This is a genomic window from Ruegeria sp. ANG-S4, assembly GCF_000814005.1.
Classification (GTDB): Bacteria; Pseudomonadota; Alphaproteobacteria; order Rhodobacterales; family Rhodobacteraceae; genus Ruegeria.
The window spans coordinates 615,930-635,341 of the sequence record NZ_JWLK01000002.1 but is presented as its reverse complement, the minus strand read 5'-3'; the positions used below and the strand labels follow the sequence as shown (position 1 = coordinate 635,341).

Below are 19,412 nucleotides of genomic sequence, written 5' to 3'. Positions count from 1 at the left end.
GTGTCTTTCAGCCTTGGTGTCTCAATTGCCGTTTTCACCCTGATTGCAATCCGCGAGTGGCTGCCCTCGTTCCTGAAAATCTGGCACGTGATGACGGCTGGAGCATTTGTCCTTTTGATCACGGGTGCCATTACGCCGAAAGCTGCCTTCGCAGCGATCGACTGGAACGTGATGCTTTACCTGTTTTCCGTATTCTCGATTGGGCGGGCCTTGTATGAAAACGGCATCTCGCATCGGATTGCGGGCTGGATGGTTGGGTGGCGAACACCGGGCGTGTCGCTGGTGGCTTTCATGCTGTTGTTTGCCTTGATCGCGGCAATTCTGACCAATGATGCTGCGGCCATCATCGGCACGCCCATTGCCCTCATGCTCGCACGCCAAACCGGAGCGGATCAGCGCACCTTCCTGATCGCTTTGTGCGTGACTGTCACGATCGGCAGCATGGCAACGCCCATCGGGAACCCGCAGAACCTTTTGATTGCGGCCAGTGGCGAGGTTCCCGCACCGATGGTCACTTTCGTACATTGGTTGATTGTTCCAACATTGGTCTGTCTGGGTGGCAGCGCCTTGTGGCTATCGAAACGAATGGTCGTTTCGACCCCTGCATCTGACGCATTGGACACAACCGATAGCACCGGCGGAACACATTGGCCCGTACTTCTGGCAATCGTCGTACTGGTCGTATTGGTCACGGTTGAAAGTGTACTGGCGGCAACCGGGTCGGATTTTGGGTATCCGCTGGGGGTTGCGGCGGCGATCGCCTGTTTGCCAGTCTACCTTTTCGACAGTGCGCGTATGAAAACCCTGGTCCGGCTGGATTGGCCGACCTTGGTATTTTTTGTCTCGATGTTCATCGTGACAGGCGCCCTGCTGAACTCGGGGTCATTGCAAACCATACTCGGGGACGAGCGCGAGCACATGAGCGAGCCGCTGGTGACGGCCGGGATCAGCTTTTTCGGAAGCCAGATTTTCTCGAACGTTCCTCTGGTCGACATGTATCTGAAACTGCTTCCGTCCTTTGACGTGCCAAACCTCATGATGCTGGCCGGTGTCTCGACACTGGCCGGAAACGTGTTCATCATCAGCGCGGCCAGCAATGTCATCGTGCTGCAAATGGCCGACAGAATGGGTGCGGCCGAGGTCACGTTCACTCAGTTCATGAAGGATGTGCTGCCCATAGGATTGGTCTCGACCGGCGTTACAGTCGGTTGGATTCTGCTGCTCGAGGCGCATTTGTCGGGAAACTACTAGTGACGCCGTGTGTCGGAGGGCAGCTCTCCAAAGAACAGTTTGTAGTCGCGGGCAAATTGACCCATGTGCCAAAACCCGTGGCTGTTTGCAGCGTCGGAAATTGTCGTTTCGTCAGATGATTTGAACAGCTGCTCTCTGACGCAATTCAATCGCAAGCGCATGTAATATGTTTTGGGGCCTTGTCCGAAGTGTTCCTTGAACGCCCGGTTCAATGTCCGCCACGATGCCCCACTTTGCCTGCATATTTCTTCTATTGATACCGGGTCCTCCAAATGAGCGTGCATCAAATCAACCGCCCGCTTCATGGCCCGCCGCCTGCTTTGGACCTGACTTTTGTCAAAATGTGCATCGCTGTCCGTCAGGATGGATAACGCATCCAACATTATTTTTTCTTCTACCGCCGCCGTCCATCGTGCGCTGGAAATGTGCAGCAGGTTTGAAACATGACGGTTCAGGCGCCTCATACTGGCAGATCCGGCGTTGGATCGCACGCGGCGCGCCTCTGGCGTGCTGTCGCTCAAGCTGAAGCCGCAGGTTTGCGCAAATTGCAGCAGCCTGTCCGTTTCAAATGAGACCACGTTGCCCGAAAACCCCGAGGTCGTGACGCCCTCAAAGCCATCCCTGTCTCCAAAGGAAAGGAACGCGGCATCGGTCAGTTGCTTGCCTTGCCACGTTTCGATTGCGCCTTGTGCCGGAATTCCAAAGGTGATCCATCCATCCGGCGACGCACCACGTTGATGCACGCGCTGATCCATCGAAATGCCCAAGGCGGACACGGAACGACCCGCACGTACGGTAATCTTTGTGGACAAGCGTCCCGGCTCCAGCTGGCGGAAGTCAATTTGCCAGGGTGTCAGTTCCCCAATCGTGTTGGGGTGATCCAGAGCCATCGCAATGGCCGGCGTCGCGCCTTCCAACTCCGGATTGGCGAAATCCTTCAAATTTGGCGAATTCTTGATGTGGTCCATCCTCAGAGCCTGACACTTTACCGGTAATGTAGCGAATTTGGACTGTGGGGTGTCAAGTGTCCGGAGGACCACAGAACCTGACGATTATGGGGCGTCCGCGGCTGCCGCAGGCCGATGTTCGGTCTGAAAGGGTCGTGACGTTCCTGACGCCCCCAGAACACCGGCACCTAAGGAAGCTGGCGCAGGTTTCAAATCAGTCGCTTTCAGCCAAATGCCACGAACTTCTTGTTCGGGCGATGCAGGACCAGACGAAAACGGGGGGAACAGAGGGTGAATAATTCGATCACGAGAACCGGTAAAGTGACCACGATAGTTGCGCTGTTGACCGCAGCACCAGCAATCGCACAGCAGGGTCCGATTGTACATGATGGTGAGTTTGAGTTTCTCCGCGCCCAGTTTGCGGAAGAATGGGACGCACAGGATACACAGATCGATTCAAGGCTGGCAGAAATTCGGGCAGCGAACAACGGCAAGCCTCCGAACTTTCTCTACATCCTGATTGATGACATCAGCTTTGGCCAAATGGGCGAGCGCAAGATGAACTATGTGATGGGTATTGAGACGCCCGCTATCAACGACTTCGCCCGCGACGGCATGTCGTTGATGCGCATGTATACCGAACCCTCGTGCACCCCCACCCGCACCGCCATGTTGACAGGCAGGCATCCGATCCGGGCGGGTGTTGAAGAGGTGAAGGTCGCTTTGGTGGGTGAGGGCCTGCCAGCCAGCGAGGTGACCTTGCCAGAGCTTCTGAAGCAGGTGGGCTATAACACATCGCACGTCGGCAAGTGGCATCAGGGCGACATCGAAGAGGCCTATCCGCACAATCAGGGGTTTGATTGGGCCGCATTCCCGCTGCATCAGCAGGTGCAACTCAGCCTGATGACCCGCGAAGCGATGCAGGCAAATAATATGCTGGGGTATCACGCATCGGGCCAAAACAACCAGTTCCTGCTGGATGAGCGGTTCAAACCATACGGGCTGGTCACTGGTGTCGAAGCCGAAGCTGGCGGTCAGGCGCGCGAGGTCGACATGGCGCCGGGCGAAGAGTGGACGCAGGCCAAATACGAAGAGATGAACGAACGCTATCAGGCGCAAGCGCTGGAACAGCTCGAGCGTGTCGCGGCACTGGATGAGCCGTTCTTTTTGCAGTACTGGCCACTTTACCCGCTGAATTTCGTCTATCCCGATCAGGCGCTCTCGCGAAATGGTGGGTTCCATGCTGACAAGTTGCAGCTTTTGGATGGCTGGATCGGAGAGGTGCTGTCCAAGCTGGAAGTGACCGGCGAGGCCGACAACACCATCGTCATGATCATGGCGGACAATGGGTTGATGTATCACTACGAGGGCACGTCAGGGTTAAACCAGCTGATTTATCGTGGGGGCAAGACCCAGCATCTTGAAGGCGGGGTGCGGACGGATGCGTTCATCCGCTGGCCCGGCGTGATCGAGGCTGACAGTGCGGCGGGCGATATCTTCCACGTCTCGGATATCTACACCACAATGGCGCGGATCGCCGGTGCAACGGATTTCATCCCGCGCGATCGGGTGATTGACGGGATCGACCAGACCGCCCTGCTGTTGGAGGGTGAAGGCAATGGCCGTCGCGATTATGTGTATGTCTATGAAGGCCCGGTATTGCGCTCGGTCGTCAAGCAAGAGTTCAAGATGCACCTGCCTGCGCCCGGCCAGCCGGGGGCTGCAGCACCCGTCTACAACGTCTACCGTGACCCCCGGGAAGAGAATCCCCTGATCGGCAATGCGCTTTGGTCGGGGGCTTCGTTTCAGGATATGGTCAAACGCCATCAGAAGATGATTGCCAAGTACCCGAACTCTGAAATCGGCAAGGATACCCCCTACGGCGGTATCGAGAACCTGCGCCCAGAAAGCAAAGAAGCGCGTGAGGTGTTCATGAGCTGGCAGTAATCGCCAGCTCAGAACGCCGCGCATGAAGCAAATCGCTGAAATTGGGTTCGAAAACAGGACGACACCATGATTGGAAAACCAGCCGATCTGCCAAAGGGTCTGCCTGCTTTGGGCTGTGCCGTATGCCTTGGGCTTGCAACAACTGCGCAGGCTCAAGACAGGACTTGGGACTTTACCGGATACCTCTACCTATGGGGACCAGCGCTGAACGGCGAAACTACGACCGGCCAGAGCATAGATCTGAGCTTTAGCGACATTGTGGACAACCTTGATTTTGCTCTCATGGGTGCGATTGAGGCGCGACGGGGCAGGATTTCGATACTTGCGGATGCACTTTATCTGAACCTCAGCGACGATCAGGATTCTGCCGTAGGGCCCGGCATACCGGCGACAGCGGACGTCGATGTCAAAGGAACGGTCTTTTCGGGTTCGCTGGGATACGACTTGATCGACCGAGACGAGACGCGGCTCTTCGCGGTGGGCGGGTTTCGGGGCATGGACCTTGAAACCAGCGCCAATTTGGCTGTCGCATCTGGATCACAGCGAATCTCGGGCGAGATCAATAATTGGGACGCCATCATCGGTCTGCGCGGGACCGCGCAGCTTTCGGATCGGTGGGGCGCATCCTACTACGCGGATATTGGCGCGGGTGACAGCGACATGACGGCACAGCTTAGTGCAGCGCTCAATTACAGGATCAATAACTGGGATCTTGTCTTTGGATACCGCTATCTGACCTGGGACCTCGGGGGCTCGCAGGTGTTGTCGGATCTGACCTTCGAGGGGCCATTTCTGGGCGCAAAATTTGGCTTTTGAGCGGCCACCGGGAGCCTGCGAGCCAAGTTAAAGACGCGAGCCCGAAGTCCAAACAACTGGGAGAGACAAAATGAGCGTTTTCAGACAAATCGGTGCCGCAGCTTTCGCCGTCGCGCTCGGCACATTTATGCCCGCCCAAGCTGCGGAAGACCGGGCCGTTCCGCTGGAGGGTGTCCTCAACACCCGCGATCTGGGTGGGCTGCAAACCGAAGATGGCCGTACCGTGCGCGCGCGGCAACTCATTAGATCCGGCGAGATTGATGAGATCAGTCCCGCCAGCATGGACCAACTGGACAAAATGGGTGTCAGCGTGATTGTCGATCTCAGGACCACGTCGGAGGCAACAGCCCGCCCTGCGCAATGGCCAGAGGGACAGGGACCTACGCGTCACAATTTTCCAGTGATGGAAAACGAAAGCCAGATGATCGACGACATGCGGGCCAGTATCAAGGAAGGTACGGCGAAAGCAGAGGAGACCGATGCGCTGTTTGCCGGGGCCTTCGGGTACATCGCAACGGACTATACAGACGAATATCGCGATCTTTTCGAAGTTCTTTTGCGCCAGCCCGAAGGCGAGGCCGTGCTGTATCATTGCTCCGGCGGAAAAGATCGAACCGGTGTCGCAACGGCGCTTGTTCTGAGTGCTCTGGGCGTCGCAAGAGAGGACATCAAATCAGATTTCATGATGAGCAACGCACTGAAAGACGCCGACAACAAGGCGGAACAAATTGCCAAGGAAGTGAACGCAACCCACGGAACACAGATGACGGCAGCTGCCGTTTGGCCCACGCTGGGCGTTCGGGAGTCATATCTTGATGAATTCTACGACAGTGTCGCAAAGCGCTATGGATCGGTAGACGGGTATCTTCGCCAAGGTCTCGGTTTGACCGATGAAGACTTCGCGAATTTGAAAAAAAGGTATCTGGACTAGCCGCGCAAATCACCCGCAACGACGGCAGGTTCGCTCTGGGCCAAATACTGAATCGCCGCCGTCATGACGTCAAAGAAATACACCCGCCATCACGTGTCGGATGTAACGGGCGCAAAGGCCATGATGACTACGATCGTCGGCCTCAGCCAAGCTGAGGCCGGGCTCACAACCTCTCAGGCCTTTTCACCGTGCAGCTTGAGGATTTCTATGACCATGGCCGCAGTCCATGTAAAATGCTCACCGCCGCACGGTTCCGCAGAAATCGGGTCGTAATACTCGGCGAAGCCGCTTTGCCGGATCAACCTCACGCTGTCCGTTCTTATCTGGTCCGCGACATCTCCCTGCCCGGCCTGATCAAGCCCGTTGGCGATCATCGTGTTGACGATCAACCAGACGGGACCCCGCCAATAGCGAAGGCTGTCGAACTCGGGTGCGACCGGGTCATGACTGGGAACCAAATACCCGCAACGCGTTGAAAGATCGACAATTCGCTTTGCCAGCGAAACGGCGCGTTCCTGTGAAATAGGGGCAAACGCTGCCAGCAAGCCCCCGATGGAAGGGCTTTGGATCAGGGAACCATTGCATCTGTCCAGGCACAGGAACTGACCGAACGTGTCGCTCCACAAGGCGTCCAGCGCCGGTATGCCAACCGCAACCCGATTGCGTGACGCCTCGGCAATCTCGGCTTCGCCCAAGGTATCCGCAAGATCGGCAAGGTCGGCGCAAGACCTCAATAGGATTGCGTTAAACCCGGGGTCAACGACCTTGAATGGCGACGCGTCGTGGAGTTTCGCGTTGTCCCACCCCAGCGAGCGAAACTTTTGGACCAGCCAGATGTAACGCTTGTATTGATCGTCTGTTGGCCGGTGCGATGGGTCCGCGTGCTGAATGTCCCGCCGCCTGAGCGGTTCTACGCCCTCGGTTGGAACGGCAGCGAATGGTTGATCCCAATCGACCGAGTTGTCGCGGCCGGACTCCCACGGATGAATGATCGCAACCAAGCCGGTGGCTTCGGGGTCTCGGCATCTGAAGAACCATTCATGCCACGCATGGATTCGAGGTAACAAAGCCCGCGCGCGTTCTTCAGCCAGCGCCCGATCCAATGCACGGTCAAACATCCGCTTCACCGCAAAACCCGTGACAGGCGGTTGCGTAATTCCGGACGTAGGAATCGGGCGATTTGTCTGCCAAACGTCGGGGCCCGGAAAATACCCGTCATCTTCTTCGTGGAAGATAATGTGGGGCACCATGCCGTCTTCCCATTGATGCGCGAACAAGGTGTCGATCTCGGTCCATGCGCGTGATTCGTCGAAATGCGAGAATCCAAGGGCCGACAGCGCACTGTCCCAATTCCATTGGAATGGGTACAGGCCCGACGTCGGCACGGTGTAACTTCCCCGGTCGTTCAGGCGCAGGATATCGGTGGCCTGTTCGATGATAACGTCGGTCATGGGATCCTCACGCAACGGCCAGCGTGGTTGCAGGATCGAACCAACGGATACGATCCGGCATCGGTGCAAGCTTGAGAACATCGCCCGGCTTGACTTGCATTTCACTGTCAAGGATCGCGCGGAACAGCTTTCCGTCCAACTCGCAGGTGACAAGTAAATGTGCGCCAAGCGGCTCGACAACCTTAGCCACGGCCTGCAGCCCGTCATCCGACAGTTTCATGTCTTCGGGCCGTATTGCGAACTGCAGGTTCGAATTGGCCGCGGACGGACCGTCGAAGGAATGACCGGCGACGGTGTATTTTCCGCCGCCCTGAGGCGTCGCATCCAGAAAGTTCATTGGTGGATTTCCAATGAACCCCGCAACAAACTCGGCTGCCGGATTTCGATAAACCTCGATCGGCGATGCGGCCTGAACGATCTTGCCTTCATGCATCACGCTGATCCTGTCGGCCATGCTCATCGCTTCGACCTGATCATGGGTGACATAAATTGCCGTCGTGTTGCTTTCGGCCAAAACACCTTTGAGTTCTGCCCGCATCTCCATGCGCAACAGCGCGTCCAGATTCGACAGCGGTTCGTCCATCAGGATCACATCGGGTTCCATCGCCAGCGCACGAGCAACCGCAACCCGTTGCCGCTGACCGCCGGATAACTCGCCGGAATAGCGGCTTAACAGCTGGTCGATATGCATCAGCCCGGCGGTCCGTTCGACCCGGCGCTTGACATCATCATCCGGCATTTTCTGCATTCTCAAACCGAACCCAATATTCTCGAACACCGTAAGGTGCGGGAATACGGCGTAGTTTTGAAACACCATCGAGATACCGCGATCCTTGGGCGGCAGGTGGTCCACGCGGCGACCACCAATCCAAACCTCGCCTTCAGATGCGGTTTCAAGTCCGCAAATGATGCGCAACAGGGTCGACTTGCCGCATCCTGACGCGCCCAGAAGCACCATGAATTCCTGATCGGCGATCGTCAGGTTTATATCGTGCAGCGCCTGATAGCTTCCGAAGGTTTTTGCGACGTTCTTGATTTCGATAACAGCCATTTTCCGGCTCCTTTCTCTGGCAACCGCAGATCAGCGATTGGCGATGCCCCACATCGCAAACAGGTATTTCCGAACAGCGAAGATGAAGATCAATGCTGGCACGACGAGTATGAAGCCGCCTGCAAATTTCAAATGCAGAGGCGAGGTATCCAGGTTCTGCAACAAAAAGGCGGTCAGTGTTCGGTTTTCGATCGTAAGAACCGCCGCCGCAAAAACCTCGTTCCAGGAGATCACAAAGGCAAATATTGCCGACGCTGTAATCCCCGGCAGAACCAGCGGCAAAATAACCTTCGTAAATGCCGTGAAGCGTGTGCATCCCAGCGTCCAGGCTGCTTCCTCCAATTCCAGCGGAATGCCGGAAAACAGCGAAAAGGTTATGAGAACCGCAAAGGGAATTGCCAGTGTCGTGTGCACCAAGGCCAACCCGAATACCGTGTCGTCAATTCCGGTACGGATGAACAGAACGGCCAGCGGAAGAGCCAACAAGGGCAAAGGGAAGGCCCGGGTCAGAAGGATGAGAAGCCGGAACAACTCTTTTCCCCGGAACTCGAACCGGGACAAGGCATAGCCCGCCGGGGCACCAATGGCGATGGACATGACCATTGTCATCGCTGCCACAAGGATCGAGTTTTTGAGCGCCGTCAGAATTCCTGCAAAATTCGCAAAGAACGTCAGACTTCCCAAATCAAATTCAGGGAAAAACGACTTGGGATACGCGTTCACGGCCTCTGGTGAGCTGAGGGTGTTGATCAGCAGGAAGTACAGCGGAACGATCACCCAGGCGCACAACAAGACGATGGCAGTCACGTAGACATAACGCCCGGCTTTTCGTGAATCCTCTCTAACGTCAACGACATCAGTGTTTGCGGTTGTCATATCGTGGCTCCTTTCGGAACGCGCAGTGCACGCATGATGATCAACGTGAAGGTGATCGAGATCGCGAGGATAATCAGGGCGATAGCCGCTGCGGCCCCACCATCGAGAAGATCAAACTGATAGGCGTAGGTTTCGCCCATGAGCACCGGGAACAGCGTCCCGCCCAAGGCTTGCACGACGGCAAAGACCTCGAATGCCAGAATGACGCGAAGGACCAACGCCGTTTGCAGGGATGGGCGCAGCAGCGGCAGCGTAATCTTGAGAAACCTCTGCCATGGCGATGCGCCAAACACCTCGCCTGCCTCATAATATTCCTTGGGAATAAGGCCAATTCCCGCGACCAGGATCACGAGCATGATCGCCGTCGCGCGCCATATTTCGGCCAGCATGATTGCGACGAAGACCATAACCGGGGTCTGATAGCTCAGGAAGTTGGTTGGGCTGTCGATCAGACCCAGCCCGCCCAGCATCGAATTCAGGAAACCGGACTGCTCAAAGATAGCCAACCAGATAATGCCGGCCGCTAGATCGGATATGCCAAGCGGGATGGTCCAAATATAAAGTATCAGATCGCGCCCACGCTTCATCCTGTTGACCATCGTGGCCATCAACAACGAAAGCGCGAGTTGAACTGGCACCACGGCAGCGGCAAGCAGAAAGGTGTTTTTCAGAGAGATCGGGAATTTCCAGTACGACGTGACTTCCCGGAAGTTGTCCAGATTGTATCCGTTTTCGTTCGAAAAGGCCTCTTGAGACACCAAGACGAAGGGGTACAAAAAGAACAGACAGAGAAACAGGGTGACCGGAAAGATCAGGAAATAGGGTAATAGTCGCGGGTTCATTAGACCGTCCCCCGGTTATCGTTGAAGCGTAAGGATTTGATGATCGCAGTGTCGTTCAGGCCGCACTTTTCGCGAACGGAAGAAGCGGAGGCGCCCGCCCAGATAGGCGCCCCCACAAGGGGAGGAGTGCTTACTCGACTGGGCAGGCACCTTCCGAGGGTGCGTCCGGAGCCCAGCAGGGTGCGCCGGTCTCTTCCATGATGCGCTCGAGCGCGCGTTTTTGATCTTCCAGCACCTGTTCGATGGGCTGACCCGCCAGAACGATACGCTCGAATGTATCGACGTAGACGCGGTTGAAATCACCGCCCTTGTCACCCAGGCCCGCTGGCAAAAGCCCCGGATTGGCATCAGGGGACGAGCTCATGGTCGCAATAGCAGCGCCCGCCGCCTGTACGGATGGGGGCAGATCGCTTGGCAATTCAACGTCAATTACCGGAAAGAAGTTCGTCGCCTTCAAAGTCGCGATTTGTGTCTCCGGCTTCAGCATGTGCGCCACCAAAGCTTTCGAAGCCTCCATGTCCGGCGCGGTGCGGGGAATTGCGACACCAGCGATGACAGGCATGAATCCACGACCTTCGGGACCGGCTGGCGCGGGGAAGGCAACAAAGTCGTCAGGGCGTTCGTTAAACGCGGAAGCCAGTCGCGACGTGTGATCGAAAGCGATCCAGACATCTTCGTTCAGCAGCTGTTCTTGCAGGAACGAGAAATTCGTCGAGCCCGGATTGGTGACGGCCCACAGTTCCTTCATCTTCTCCCACGCCGTTACGGCGGAGTCCGATGCAAAGGTGCGCACGACACCGTTTGTGTAGGACGGGTACAGGTACCCTTGGAAAAAGCGGTGCTTCAGCCCTTTGGGTCCGGCGGGGAAACCGAATTTGGCTTCACCGGTGGCCTCCATTACATTTGCGGACCATTCAATCAACTGGTCATAGGTCAGACTGTTGATATCTGCGCCTTCCGGCAGATATTCGAGCGCCTTTTTGTTTGCCGCCATTATGTAGCTGGCCTGCATCCAGGGAATGTACTGCGAAGACCCCGTCCCAAGTTTGGCCAGGTCGTTGAACGTATCGCTGGATGCACCGATACCAAGATCGTCGAGGTCCGCCAGATCTTCCGGATCCATTGCAGAGAAATCACCGTGGAGCGCGCCAAGTACACCGATGGTGCCGGAGCCAGCCTGGAGTTCCGCGTTCAGGCGCGTCAGCCAGGGCCCAGCATCATTGGGCTGGTAATCGACCTCGCCCGCGCCGTTCAAAACCTGCTCACGCATGGCCTGAGCTTCCTCGACCGGCTTTGCCTGGGTCGACCAGAATAGAACATCGGCCTGTGCTGCACTGGCACCGACGCACAGCGCGAATGCTGACGCAGCTCCGGCGATCTTTAAGCGTAGAAACATTTTTTCCTCCCAACATTGTTCTGGTTCGTGCCCGGCAGACTTTACCCAAACCCATGGACTGGTAACTGCGCAGTCTGAAAATGAAGTACAGCTGCCTCCTTCCGACTCAGCCGGGAACCATAGGAAAATGATGGTATAACGATATATCTCTAGTCAATGGTTATTTTGAAGTCCTGCCGAAGCAGGCCAGGAAACAAGCATATTTCCCTTGCTAATATAGGCAACTCTTGTTCAAATTAGATAGAACGTTCTAGCAAACTGGGTTTTGTCTTGCGCCAGAAACCTACACTCTCCAGTGTCGCCAGAGAGGCTGGCGTGTCCGTCCCGACGGTTAGTCAGGTCATGCGAGACACCGGTCGTATCTCAAAGGAAACGCGCAAAAAGGTCCTCGAAGCGGCAAAGCGGCTGCACTACGTTCCGAATTCTCGTGCAGCATCGATGAGGTCCGGCGAAAACCGCGAGGTCGGTTTTATCATCAACCAACTTTCCAACCCGTTCAATGCGGAAGTCGTCAGCGGGGTTGTGGATATGCTGGAGGCTGAAGGCTATCTGGTGTCAATTCTGGACATGCGAGATGATGCAGACCGGCAGGATCGCCAATTGGAAGCCTTTATCAGAGGAGGCCGCGGTGGCCTGCTTTGGGTTCCAGCCATAGACACGCCGCCCGAAACGGTTGAACTTATTCGGGCGCACAATATCCCGACTGTTACGTTCCTGCGCTCGATCACTCCGGAATTCGATCACGTGGGTATCCGAAATGCCGATGCAACTGCGTCGGCAACGTCCTTTCTGGCGGACTTGGGACACCGCCATATCGCCTATTTCGGAGGGACTGAAACAACCCAGGTTCGGACAGAGCGGATTGAAGGATACGCACGAACGCTGCACGCGCGCGGTCTGTGCGATCCGGTGATCTGGCCATCGGCAGAAAGCAAGGGGGCTGGCCTTCACGCGATGCTGGAACTCATGCATGCGCATCCGCAAACGACAGCGATTGTATGCAATGGCGATATGGTGGCGCTGGGTGCCTGCCTGGCATTCGATCAGTTGGGCATGAAACCGGGTCGTGAGATTTCTGTTGTCGGTTTTGACGATATCGAAGAGGCATCGGTCGCGGTTCCTGCCCTGACCACGATGGCAGTGTCGCCCAAATTGTTGGGCCGAAAACTGGCCAGCGTTTTGCTGGATCGTATCCGCGATCCTGATATGCCGACGACAGTGTCAGAGGTTTCCGCGCAGTTGGTGAAACGCATGACAACTGGCACGCCAGCGGCGTCCGATGCAGCCTAGGGTTCTGGGTCTTCGGAACTTGCAGTCCAGCCTGCGTGCCCTGCCAAAAGGGTCTTTTTCATAAACCACCGATTGTGGTCGACAGGTTCCTTGCCCATACCATTGCTGAGAACGCCAAACTCTGCGTATCCGAGCCTTTGGTAAAACGCCCGCGCCTTGGTGCTGGACGTGTCCAGCCATGCGCTGTGGCATCCTTTCATGACCGCCTGTTCCTCGATGGCCGACATAAGGTTTCTTCCAATTCCCGTCCCCCGCACCTCGCTGCAGACCCAAAGCGTCTTTACCAGAAGCCAGCCGTATGAGGTCGAACCCGTCACACCACCGACCAGGCCCGATGAATCGCTGTTTGCAGAAATCACGATTGACGAATTCTCAGACTGCTGATTGAGCTCTGCGAGGGATTTGAGCAGATTCCCTTCGATGAGTTCCGCCAATTCCGGGTGTAATGAATGTGGCGCGATTGAAATCTTGGGCCCAGCCATATCACTCGCTCCTGCTGTTCACTATTTGATGTCATGAATCACCTACCCAACAATTCTCCATCTCGGACAGAATGCAATGTGTGTTGGGCACAACCCCGCAGCGATCAACGATTTTTGCCAAACGCCTCAAAACGGCATCGACCTTGCCATCCTACGCGCGAATCTGATCGTACAAACTGTGGGTAAAGCCATTGCGAAACATAGCGAACAGAAGCCATTTTTCGCCAAACCTCTCAAACGGGGCGGGGCTCATGTTCCATGAACTGAAAAAGATAAACGCAAAGCCAAACGTCTTTGAACGATATACCGCCGAGGCGCTTTGGGCGGACGCGTACCCATCACCAGAAACCGTTCTTTTTCAATCAAAGAACACTTTCAGCCCAAAATACGGCCCGTGTTGCGTTACGTCATAGGCAAAATCACCCGAGTCCAGAGTGTCGCTGTAATCAACACTGAAATAACGATAACCGAACGTTATCGCCGTCCGCTCCCATGGCTGATAGTCAAATCCAATATTCGCTCCGACCTGTAGGTCGTTGCCTCCGGCCCCAAATCCACCCAGATCCAGTGACGCGATGGTTGTCCAGCGCTTGTTTATCCGCCACATGCCACGAGCACCGATCACGGGTTCGATCCAGTCCTGATCACCACCCAGTTTGGGGGGCTGCGTCGGACCGGGCGTCGTGATGTCAATCTCTTGCCGGATCGAGTTGTAGCGCGCACCGCCCTGCAGATCGACGGTGTAACGTTGGTTGTTTGCGCCATACGTTCCGTCTGCAATGCGGTAGGCACCCATGATTGCGAACCATTTCTGACGTACATCCACGTTTACGGCCGAGCCGCGCGGACCCGGCAGCGTGGCGTCCTCTTCGATACCAACGTAATTGGCGTCGACAATAAGCCCCAAATCACCGTTCCAGGCCTCGTATCGCCCGGCGGCCGCGAAATCCAGCACGTCAAGCACGTCACCAAGATCAAGATCAAGATCGGCCGAAACACTGGCAACGGTGGAAGTCCCCGTGGTTCTGAGCGGCGTAAAAAGGTAAAGACCCAGAGTGTGCCGCCAGCCTTCTTCGCTCTGTCCAGGCGCGGGCAAAGACTGAGACGCCGCGCTGTTGGTCAGCAACATCGACATGGCAACGGCGCTTAGGGCGCAAACGGAAATTCTGGTCGACATTGTTCAATCTCCTTGAAGGTCGCCCTGCGCAAACGGGCATCCCATCGCGCAGGCGCAGCTATTTTCAGGTCACTTGCTGACTGAGGATTGTTTGAGCAGGAATGCTTCAACAGCCGCCTTTGTCTCGGGGCGCAGGTTCTCAATGCCTTCATAGGGAACGCCACGCGCGGGCTCGATGTCGGGGTACTTTTCCTTACGTTTCAAATGGCGCCCCAAAATGCGAACGAACTCCTGACCGCCCCATGCGCCAACCTCGGTTGAGACCGGGTACTTTTCATGGGTGTCGCGATAGACATCAAAGAAATCCGCCAGGATCGCGCTTTCGCCGGCCCCCGGAATTCGCAGCTTCAGTTGATCTTTGATGATCGCACGGGGCGTGTGAACGGAATAGACGATCAGATGATCCCGCCTGCCCTTTGTTTCGCCCAACAGCAACAACGCAGATTGATCGACACCGTCTACCAACCGGTCGCGCGGGATACCCGCATCGGCCCCGGCAAAGCGGGCGAGCGTCGTGTAGAGATCGGAGACATGGACGATATCCCCGACGATCCCGTCGGCCTCGATCATACCGGGCCAGCGGATGAAACTATCGACCCGAATGCCACCCTCGGAAACGTCGCCTTTGCCACCGGCAAACACCATAGGGGTGAACCCGGATTGCGGAGAGTATTTTGTGAAGTGCCCGTTGTCACCCATCACAACAACGATCGTGTTTTCCGTCAGCCCCAACGCGTCCATCTCGTTGAAGATATCGCCCAACCAACTGTCGAGTTGCTGCATCTTGTCGACATAAAGGCCGCCATTCGGCGATTGCGGTCCCCTGCGCCCGGCGCGTGTGTTGTCCAGCGGGATCAGCGGCCAGTATTGCAGGAAAAAGGGTTCTTCGCCGCCCGCAAACTCGCGCAGTTTCTCCAGTGTCTGGGTCTGATAGCGCTGGTTCATATCGTCGTATTTTTCAGCGGTCCAACGTTCGCCCGCTTCCATCTCGACCTCTCGCGCGATGCCGCCGCGCTCGGCCTCAAGCCCGGTCACCATCGCGGCGGGATCTGGTCGAAAAAAATCATCCAGGACAAAGCGGTCATCAAAGTCAGATATGCCCACCGAGACCTGTTCCTTGATCGCGTCGTCATTGTAAATTGTCAGCTGGCCCTGCTGATGCACCGGGAACCCGGCCCAATCAAAGCCCTGATTATGGGGCCAGGATTCAGGAATATCACCCATGTGCCACTTGCCGACATGAGCCGTCGCATAGCCAGCCTCTGACAAGATCTCGGCCAGCGTTACTTCATCCTCCGGCAAGCCAAAGCCGGCAATATCCACCGTGGTATCACCCATCCCCATCCGAACCGGCAGCCGACCGGTCATCATCGCAACCCGCGTCGGCGTGCACGATGGTTCGGTATACATGCGAACCATCCGCATCGCCTCATCAGAAAAGTCGTTTATATGTGGCGTTGAGTATCCACGCACCGCATTGAGTTCGGGGATTCCCAGATCACCGAACCCGATATCGTCGATGAGGATGTTGAGGATATTGGGTGGCTTGCCTTCATTTTCTTCGCGGAACGCTTCGAGCAGTTGGTCAACCTCGGCATTGTCTTCCGCCCATTGTTCTGCGTTCTGAGCTTCAAGGATATAGTATTCCGCGTCGTGGATGATTGGCGCGTCCTGCGCCGCCGCGGCGCTGGCTGCGAGGCAAAAGAGAACCGGATATCTGGTCAGTTTTTTCATATCGACATGCTCATTGACTTTGCTCCGGTGATTGGCCGGATACGGGTTTGGGGGAAATTTGCAGATCGTCGGGATCGGGTTGGGTCGCGCTGGTGCGGTTGATATCCGTGTCGGGAAAGAATTCGACCCAGACATGCCAGAACATGCCGGAACGCAGGGTCTCGACACGGCTTAGCTTTCCGCAGTTCGAGTTTCCGAAAAAGTCGATATTTGTGACAGGTTCGCCGCTGTCATTGTACCAGACGCCGACGCTTTCGTAAGTTGGGCAATAAGATACAACCAGATCGCGGTCGCCGACTTTGGCGTTAATCAAGCCGTGGTTTTCCGCAATGAAGTCATCCGTCCAACAGACCGCCTCATCGCCGACTGTGACGCCCCAAACATAAGTTTTGTTGGGCAGTCGATTGTCGCTATGGCTCATGTTGTCCATGACCGGCGCGGCCTCTTGGTGCTGTTTGGCAATTCCGGACGCAAAAACGGTTTCGGTGAACGTGTCGAACAGGCGCAAAAACGGGTTCGAAGACGGTTTGTTCAAAAACACCTCACCATCGGGATAGGCCTTCTGGAACCCGCGAAAACTCATCCGGAAGGTCGGCCAGGGCTGCATTGCCGCCTGTTTCGAGCCGTCGCTGTCGAAATGCCCATAGATCTGCTGGATCGGCTCGCCAGTCGTGTTGTCACGCAGGATCAGGTTGTTTCCATGCTGGGCCATCACCTCAAGATCCAGCCGCTTGCCATCAATGACCGGTTTGTAGGCAAGGCCCAGATTGGCCATGGCACAATAGGTCATCACGACATCATCGCCGCCCAACCCATCAGGATTGCCCGCCAGGTGCGGGCGCATCAACTGACCGTCCGAATGCGCGCGAGCGTGCCCGTTGTTTTCGATAACCAGGACGCTCGCTGATGGGTTGATGAAATCCCGGGCCTCGGAAATTGGGTAGTAGTGCGCACTGTCTTGCTGGTTGCGCAAACCGACGTGAACCCAAACCCATGGAAAGGCGAAGAGAAACACGATCAACAAAGTCACGGCTGGCGCGCCCAGAAAAAACAGCCATCCGGGACCGCCGCCCATCACATGGCCTATGAGCATCAGGACCAAAGCGCCGATGCCGGCAGCGATGTAGGCGTTCTCGTTGCGAATAAAGCGGATCATGTTGTTCCGCTTCACCTTCAGAACCATCTGGCTGACGTCGCCAAGATCGCGAAAGTACATGAAGCCGATAGCAAGCGAAACGATCAGCCCGATATAAAACAGAAAATTGGCCAACATTGGGACAGCTTTCTTTTGCTTTGATCAGCTTTCGGGTGGCTGTGACCGGGACGCGAGGTAAAGCCGAATTTCGTCCTCCAGCCCCCGAAGGCTTTCGATTAAATCTGAGTAGGTTGGATCTTTCGCATCGCAGGGCATCAGCGCCGTAAGGCTTTCATAGTCGGCACATATTTGGGCGAACACTGTGTCCGCACTGCGCAGGCGTCCGATTTCATTCGCCTGATCCGGAAATAGAACCAACAGAGTATCCATGGTGATCCCCAAGGTGCGTGATCGCGGTGATGCCTCGACGAAAAGGCGAATTCCCCTCCTTTCCAGCGTACTATCGCTGAAATACACTTACATATTCAGGTATCTTAACGTATGTTACGACGTAACATGTTATTTTTCAAAGACTTATAAGCCGCGCAAAACCTGTAGAAGCGATGCCGACGAGGAGATTACATGCAAAGCCGGACGTCGATCCGGCACCAACACGGCCTTCGGAAGCGGAAATCCGGCAGGCTTTGGCGGCGATTCTGGAAAGCCCGGAATTCGAAGGGGCCGAGCGGTTGCAATCTTTCCTGAGCTATGTCGTGGAAAAGCTTTTGGTTGGTAAATCCGATGACATTCGGGCCAAGTCCATCGCCGAAGATGTTTACGGCAGGTCCCTGGACGCAGGTGGCGATCCGATGGCCGTTGTGCGCGTTGATGCCGGGCGCATGCGACGACGGTTGGCCAATTACTACTCAAACTCGGGCAAGGATCAGCGCCTGCGTATCCATATTGACCCTGGCGGTTATGTACCCCGGTTCGAAATGCTGGATGACAGTTCAGAAAAAAGCCAAACCCAACGATCAGCCAAGAACTGGCTGCCGTGGGCCGCTATTCTGGCGTTGCTTGCAATCGGCGCTGGGGTTTTTCTTTTTCTGCGCACATCTGACGTATCTCAGGAAACTGCCGCGACACCTGCGAACTTGAAGCAGCAACAAGCTGTGCGTGAGGCGCTCTTTTCAACGAACCCGACCAAGCTGCAGGCGGTCAATCTGGCCAACGAAGCGCGACCGTTGATGTTTCCGGTGTTGGATCGCGAACGGCTGCAAGCCGTGCGTGGCATGTTTGAACGTGCCATTTCTTTGGATGGAACTTACTTCGGCGGATATGCGGGATCCGGACAAGCCCTAGGTATCCTGGCCATCACGACGCCGCCGGGCGAAGAAAAGAGCGCTTTGCTGGATCTCGCACAGTCCCGTGCCGAAAAGGCGCTGGAATTGGCGCCGGATGAAGGGTGGAGCCATTCATCGCAAGCGCTCGTTTCCTTTGCCAAGCGGGACTTCGATGCGGCGATCGATCAATCATCGCGAGCCCTTGGCCTTGCGCCCGATGATATTCATGTCATCAATTTCGACGCGCTGTTTTCCCTGTTTGGCGGTGCTTTTGAACGTGCGATCGTGTCGGCCAAACGCGCGCGGGACAGCGATACAACCAACCAGAGGTTCCCGTACCGCAGCGTTTTGGCGTCGGCGAGTTATCATTTGGGTGACTATCAAAACTCGGTGGACCAGTTCAACGAGGCGATACGGGTGGGCGATCCTGTCAGCGCGATTTCCATCGGGTATCTGGCCGCCGGCTATCAGCGATTAGGCGAAACCGATCAGGCGCGCGCCACTGTGCTGCTTTTGGAACAAGCCTGGCCCGATTACCCTCTGGATCATTTGTTTCGTACCCTGTTTTCAGATCCACGCGACGCCGAGGCTATCCTGAGTGCACTCAATGAAATCACGCAAGCAAAAGCCAACCAATGATCTCGCCAGACTTCGAACCTGTCGACCCGCTGTGCCAGCAAAGAAACGAGTAGAAAACCTGATTGCACATCAAGAACGACGGTCTGCAGACAGAGCCATCCACCGGCACACAATGGCCCCAAGCCCAGCACATGGAAAAACCGCCGGTATGGGACAGGAAGGGT

At 56.1% G+C, this 19,412-nt stretch carries 17 protein-coding genes; 6 read left to right on the top strand and 11 right to left on the bottom strand.

Annotation, left to right across the window (positions count from 1 at the left end):
- Positions 1 to 1,251, top strand: coding sequence for an SLC13 family permease (locus tag RA28_RS10385; protein WP_039527602.1), 1,251 nt, complete (start codon positions 1 to 3; stop codon positions 1,249 to 1,251).
- Here the strand turns inward: RA28_RS10385 and RA28_RS22230 are convergent.
- Positions 1,248 to 2,219, bottom strand: coding sequence for a helix-turn-helix domain-containing protein (locus RA28_RS22230; RefSeq protein WP_052261420.1), 972 nt, complete (start codon positions 2,217 to 2,219; stop codon positions 1,248 to 1,250). The genes RA28_RS10385 and RA28_RS22230 overlap by 4 nt on opposite strands.
- A 300-nt stretch (positions 2,220 to 2,519) precedes the next feature.
- On the opposite strand from RA28_RS22230, the gene RA28_RS10370 reads away from it, so the two are divergent.
- The 3 genes from RA28_RS10370 (at position 2,520) to RA28_RS10360 (ending at position 5,892) form a co-directional block, all read left to right on the top strand.
- Positions 2,520 to 4,145: a sulfatase-like hydrolase/transferase gene (locus tag RA28_RS10370; protein WP_241481103.1), complete on the top strand. Its 1,626-nt coding sequence runs from the start codon at positions 2,520 to 2,522 to the stop codon at positions 4,143 to 4,145.
- Positions 4,146 to 4,211: 66 nt separating this feature from the next.
- Positions 4,212 to 4,961 carry a hypothetical protein gene (locus RA28_RS10365; protein ID WP_039527596.1) on the top strand — a complete coding sequence of 250 codons (750 nt, stop codon included), beginning with the start codon at positions 4,212 to 4,214 and terminating at the stop codon, positions 4,959 to 4,961.
- Positions 4,962 to 5,031: 70 nt separating this feature from the next.
- Positions 5,032 to 5,892 (top strand): tyrosine-protein phosphatase, encoded by an 861-nt coding sequence (locus tag RA28_RS10360; protein WP_039527592.1) that lies wholly within the window; start codon positions 5,032 to 5,034, stop codon positions 5,890 to 5,892.
- 173 nt (positions 5,893 to 6,065) lie between these two features.
- Here the strand turns inward: RA28_RS10360 and RA28_RS10355 are convergent, their stop codons facing one another.
- From RA28_RS10355 to RA28_RS10335, 5 genes are all read right to left on the bottom strand, one after another.
- Positions 6,066 to 7,343, bottom strand: coding sequence for an MGH1-like glycoside hydrolase domain-containing protein (locus RA28_RS10355; RefSeq protein WP_039527589.1), 1,278 nt, complete (start codon positions 7,341 to 7,343; stop codon positions 6,066 to 6,068).
- 7 nt (positions 7,344 to 7,350) lie between these two features.
- Complete coding sequence (locus RA28_RS10350) at positions 7,351 to 8,394, bottom strand: ABC transporter ATP-binding protein (protein WP_039527587.1); 1,044 nt, start codon at positions 8,392 to 8,394, stop codon at positions 7,351 to 7,353.
- A 30-nt stretch (positions 8,395 to 8,424) separates the two neighbouring features.
- The gene (locus RA28_RS10345) at positions 8,425 to 9,270 is read right to left on the bottom strand and encodes a carbohydrate ABC transporter permease (protein WP_039527584.1); all 846 of its coding nucleotides are present in this window, start codon (positions 9,268 to 9,270) and stop codon (positions 8,425 to 8,427) included.
- Positions 9,267 to 10,112: a carbohydrate ABC transporter permease gene (locus tag RA28_RS10340; RefSeq protein ID WP_039527581.1), complete on the bottom strand. Its 846-nt coding sequence runs from the start codon at positions 10,110 to 10,112 to the stop codon at positions 9,267 to 9,269. The genes RA28_RS10345 and RA28_RS10340 overlap by 4 nt, the downstream gene beginning before the upstream one ends.
- 130 nt (positions 10,113 to 10,242) lie before the next feature.
- Positions 10,243 to 11,508, bottom strand: coding sequence for an ABC transporter substrate-binding protein (locus RA28_RS10335; protein WP_039527579.1), 1,266 nt, complete (start codon positions 11,506 to 11,508; stop codon positions 10,243 to 10,245).
- 270 nt (positions 11,509 to 11,778) lie between these two features.
- Here RA28_RS10335 and RA28_RS10330 point away from each other — a divergent pair, with 270 nt between their 5' ends.
- Positions 11,779 to 12,798, top strand: coding sequence for a LacI family DNA-binding transcriptional regulator (locus RA28_RS10330; protein ID WP_039527576.1), 1,020 nt, complete (start codon positions 11,779 to 11,781; stop codon positions 12,796 to 12,798).
- Here the strand turns inward: RA28_RS10330 and RA28_RS10325 are convergent.
- The 5 genes from RA28_RS10325 to RA28_RS10300 all read right to left on the bottom strand — a co-directional run bounded on the left by RA28_RS10325 (position 12,795) and on the right by RA28_RS10300 (position 17,716).
- On the bottom strand, positions 12,795 to 13,280 hold the full coding sequence (locus RA28_RS10325) for a GNAT family N-acetyltransferase (RefSeq protein WP_052261419.1): 486 nt from the start codon (positions 13,278 to 13,280) through the stop codon (positions 12,795 to 12,797). The two genes, RA28_RS10330 and RA28_RS10325, sit on opposite strands and share 4 nt — an antisense overlap.
- Positions 13,281 to 13,638: 358 nt before the next feature.
- Complete coding sequence (locus RA28_RS10315; protein ID WP_152612056.1) at positions 13,639 to 14,457, bottom strand: hypothetical protein; 819 nt, start codon at positions 14,455 to 14,457, stop codon at positions 13,639 to 13,641.
- Positions 14,458 to 14,526: 69 nt separating this feature from the next.
- Positions 14,527 to 16,191 (bottom strand): sulfatase-like hydrolase/transferase, encoded by a 1,665-nt coding sequence (locus RA28_RS10310; protein WP_039527567.1) that lies wholly within the window; start codon positions 16,189 to 16,191, stop codon positions 14,527 to 14,529.
- A gap of 10 nt (positions 16,192 to 16,201) precedes the next feature.
- The gene (locus RA28_RS10305; protein ID WP_082029798.1) at positions 16,202 to 17,464 is read right to left on the bottom strand and encodes a DUF3179 domain-containing (seleno)protein; all 1,263 of its coding nucleotides are present in this window, start codon (positions 17,462 to 17,464) and stop codon (positions 16,202 to 16,204) included.
- Positions 17,465 to 17,488: 24 nt separating this feature from the next.
- Complete coding sequence (locus tag RA28_RS10300) at positions 17,489 to 17,716, bottom strand: hypothetical protein (protein WP_039527564.1); 228 nt, start codon at positions 17,714 to 17,716, stop codon at positions 17,489 to 17,491.
- 173 nt (positions 17,717 to 17,889) lie between these two features.
- Between RA28_RS10300 and RA28_RS22225 the strand changes: the two genes are divergently transcribed.
- Positions 17,890 to 19,248: a tetratricopeptide repeat protein gene (locus RA28_RS22225; RefSeq protein ID WP_052261418.1), complete on the top strand. Its 1,359-nt coding sequence runs from the start codon at positions 17,890 to 17,892 to the stop codon at positions 19,246 to 19,248.
- Positions 19,249 to 19,412 lie beyond the last annotated feature (164 nt).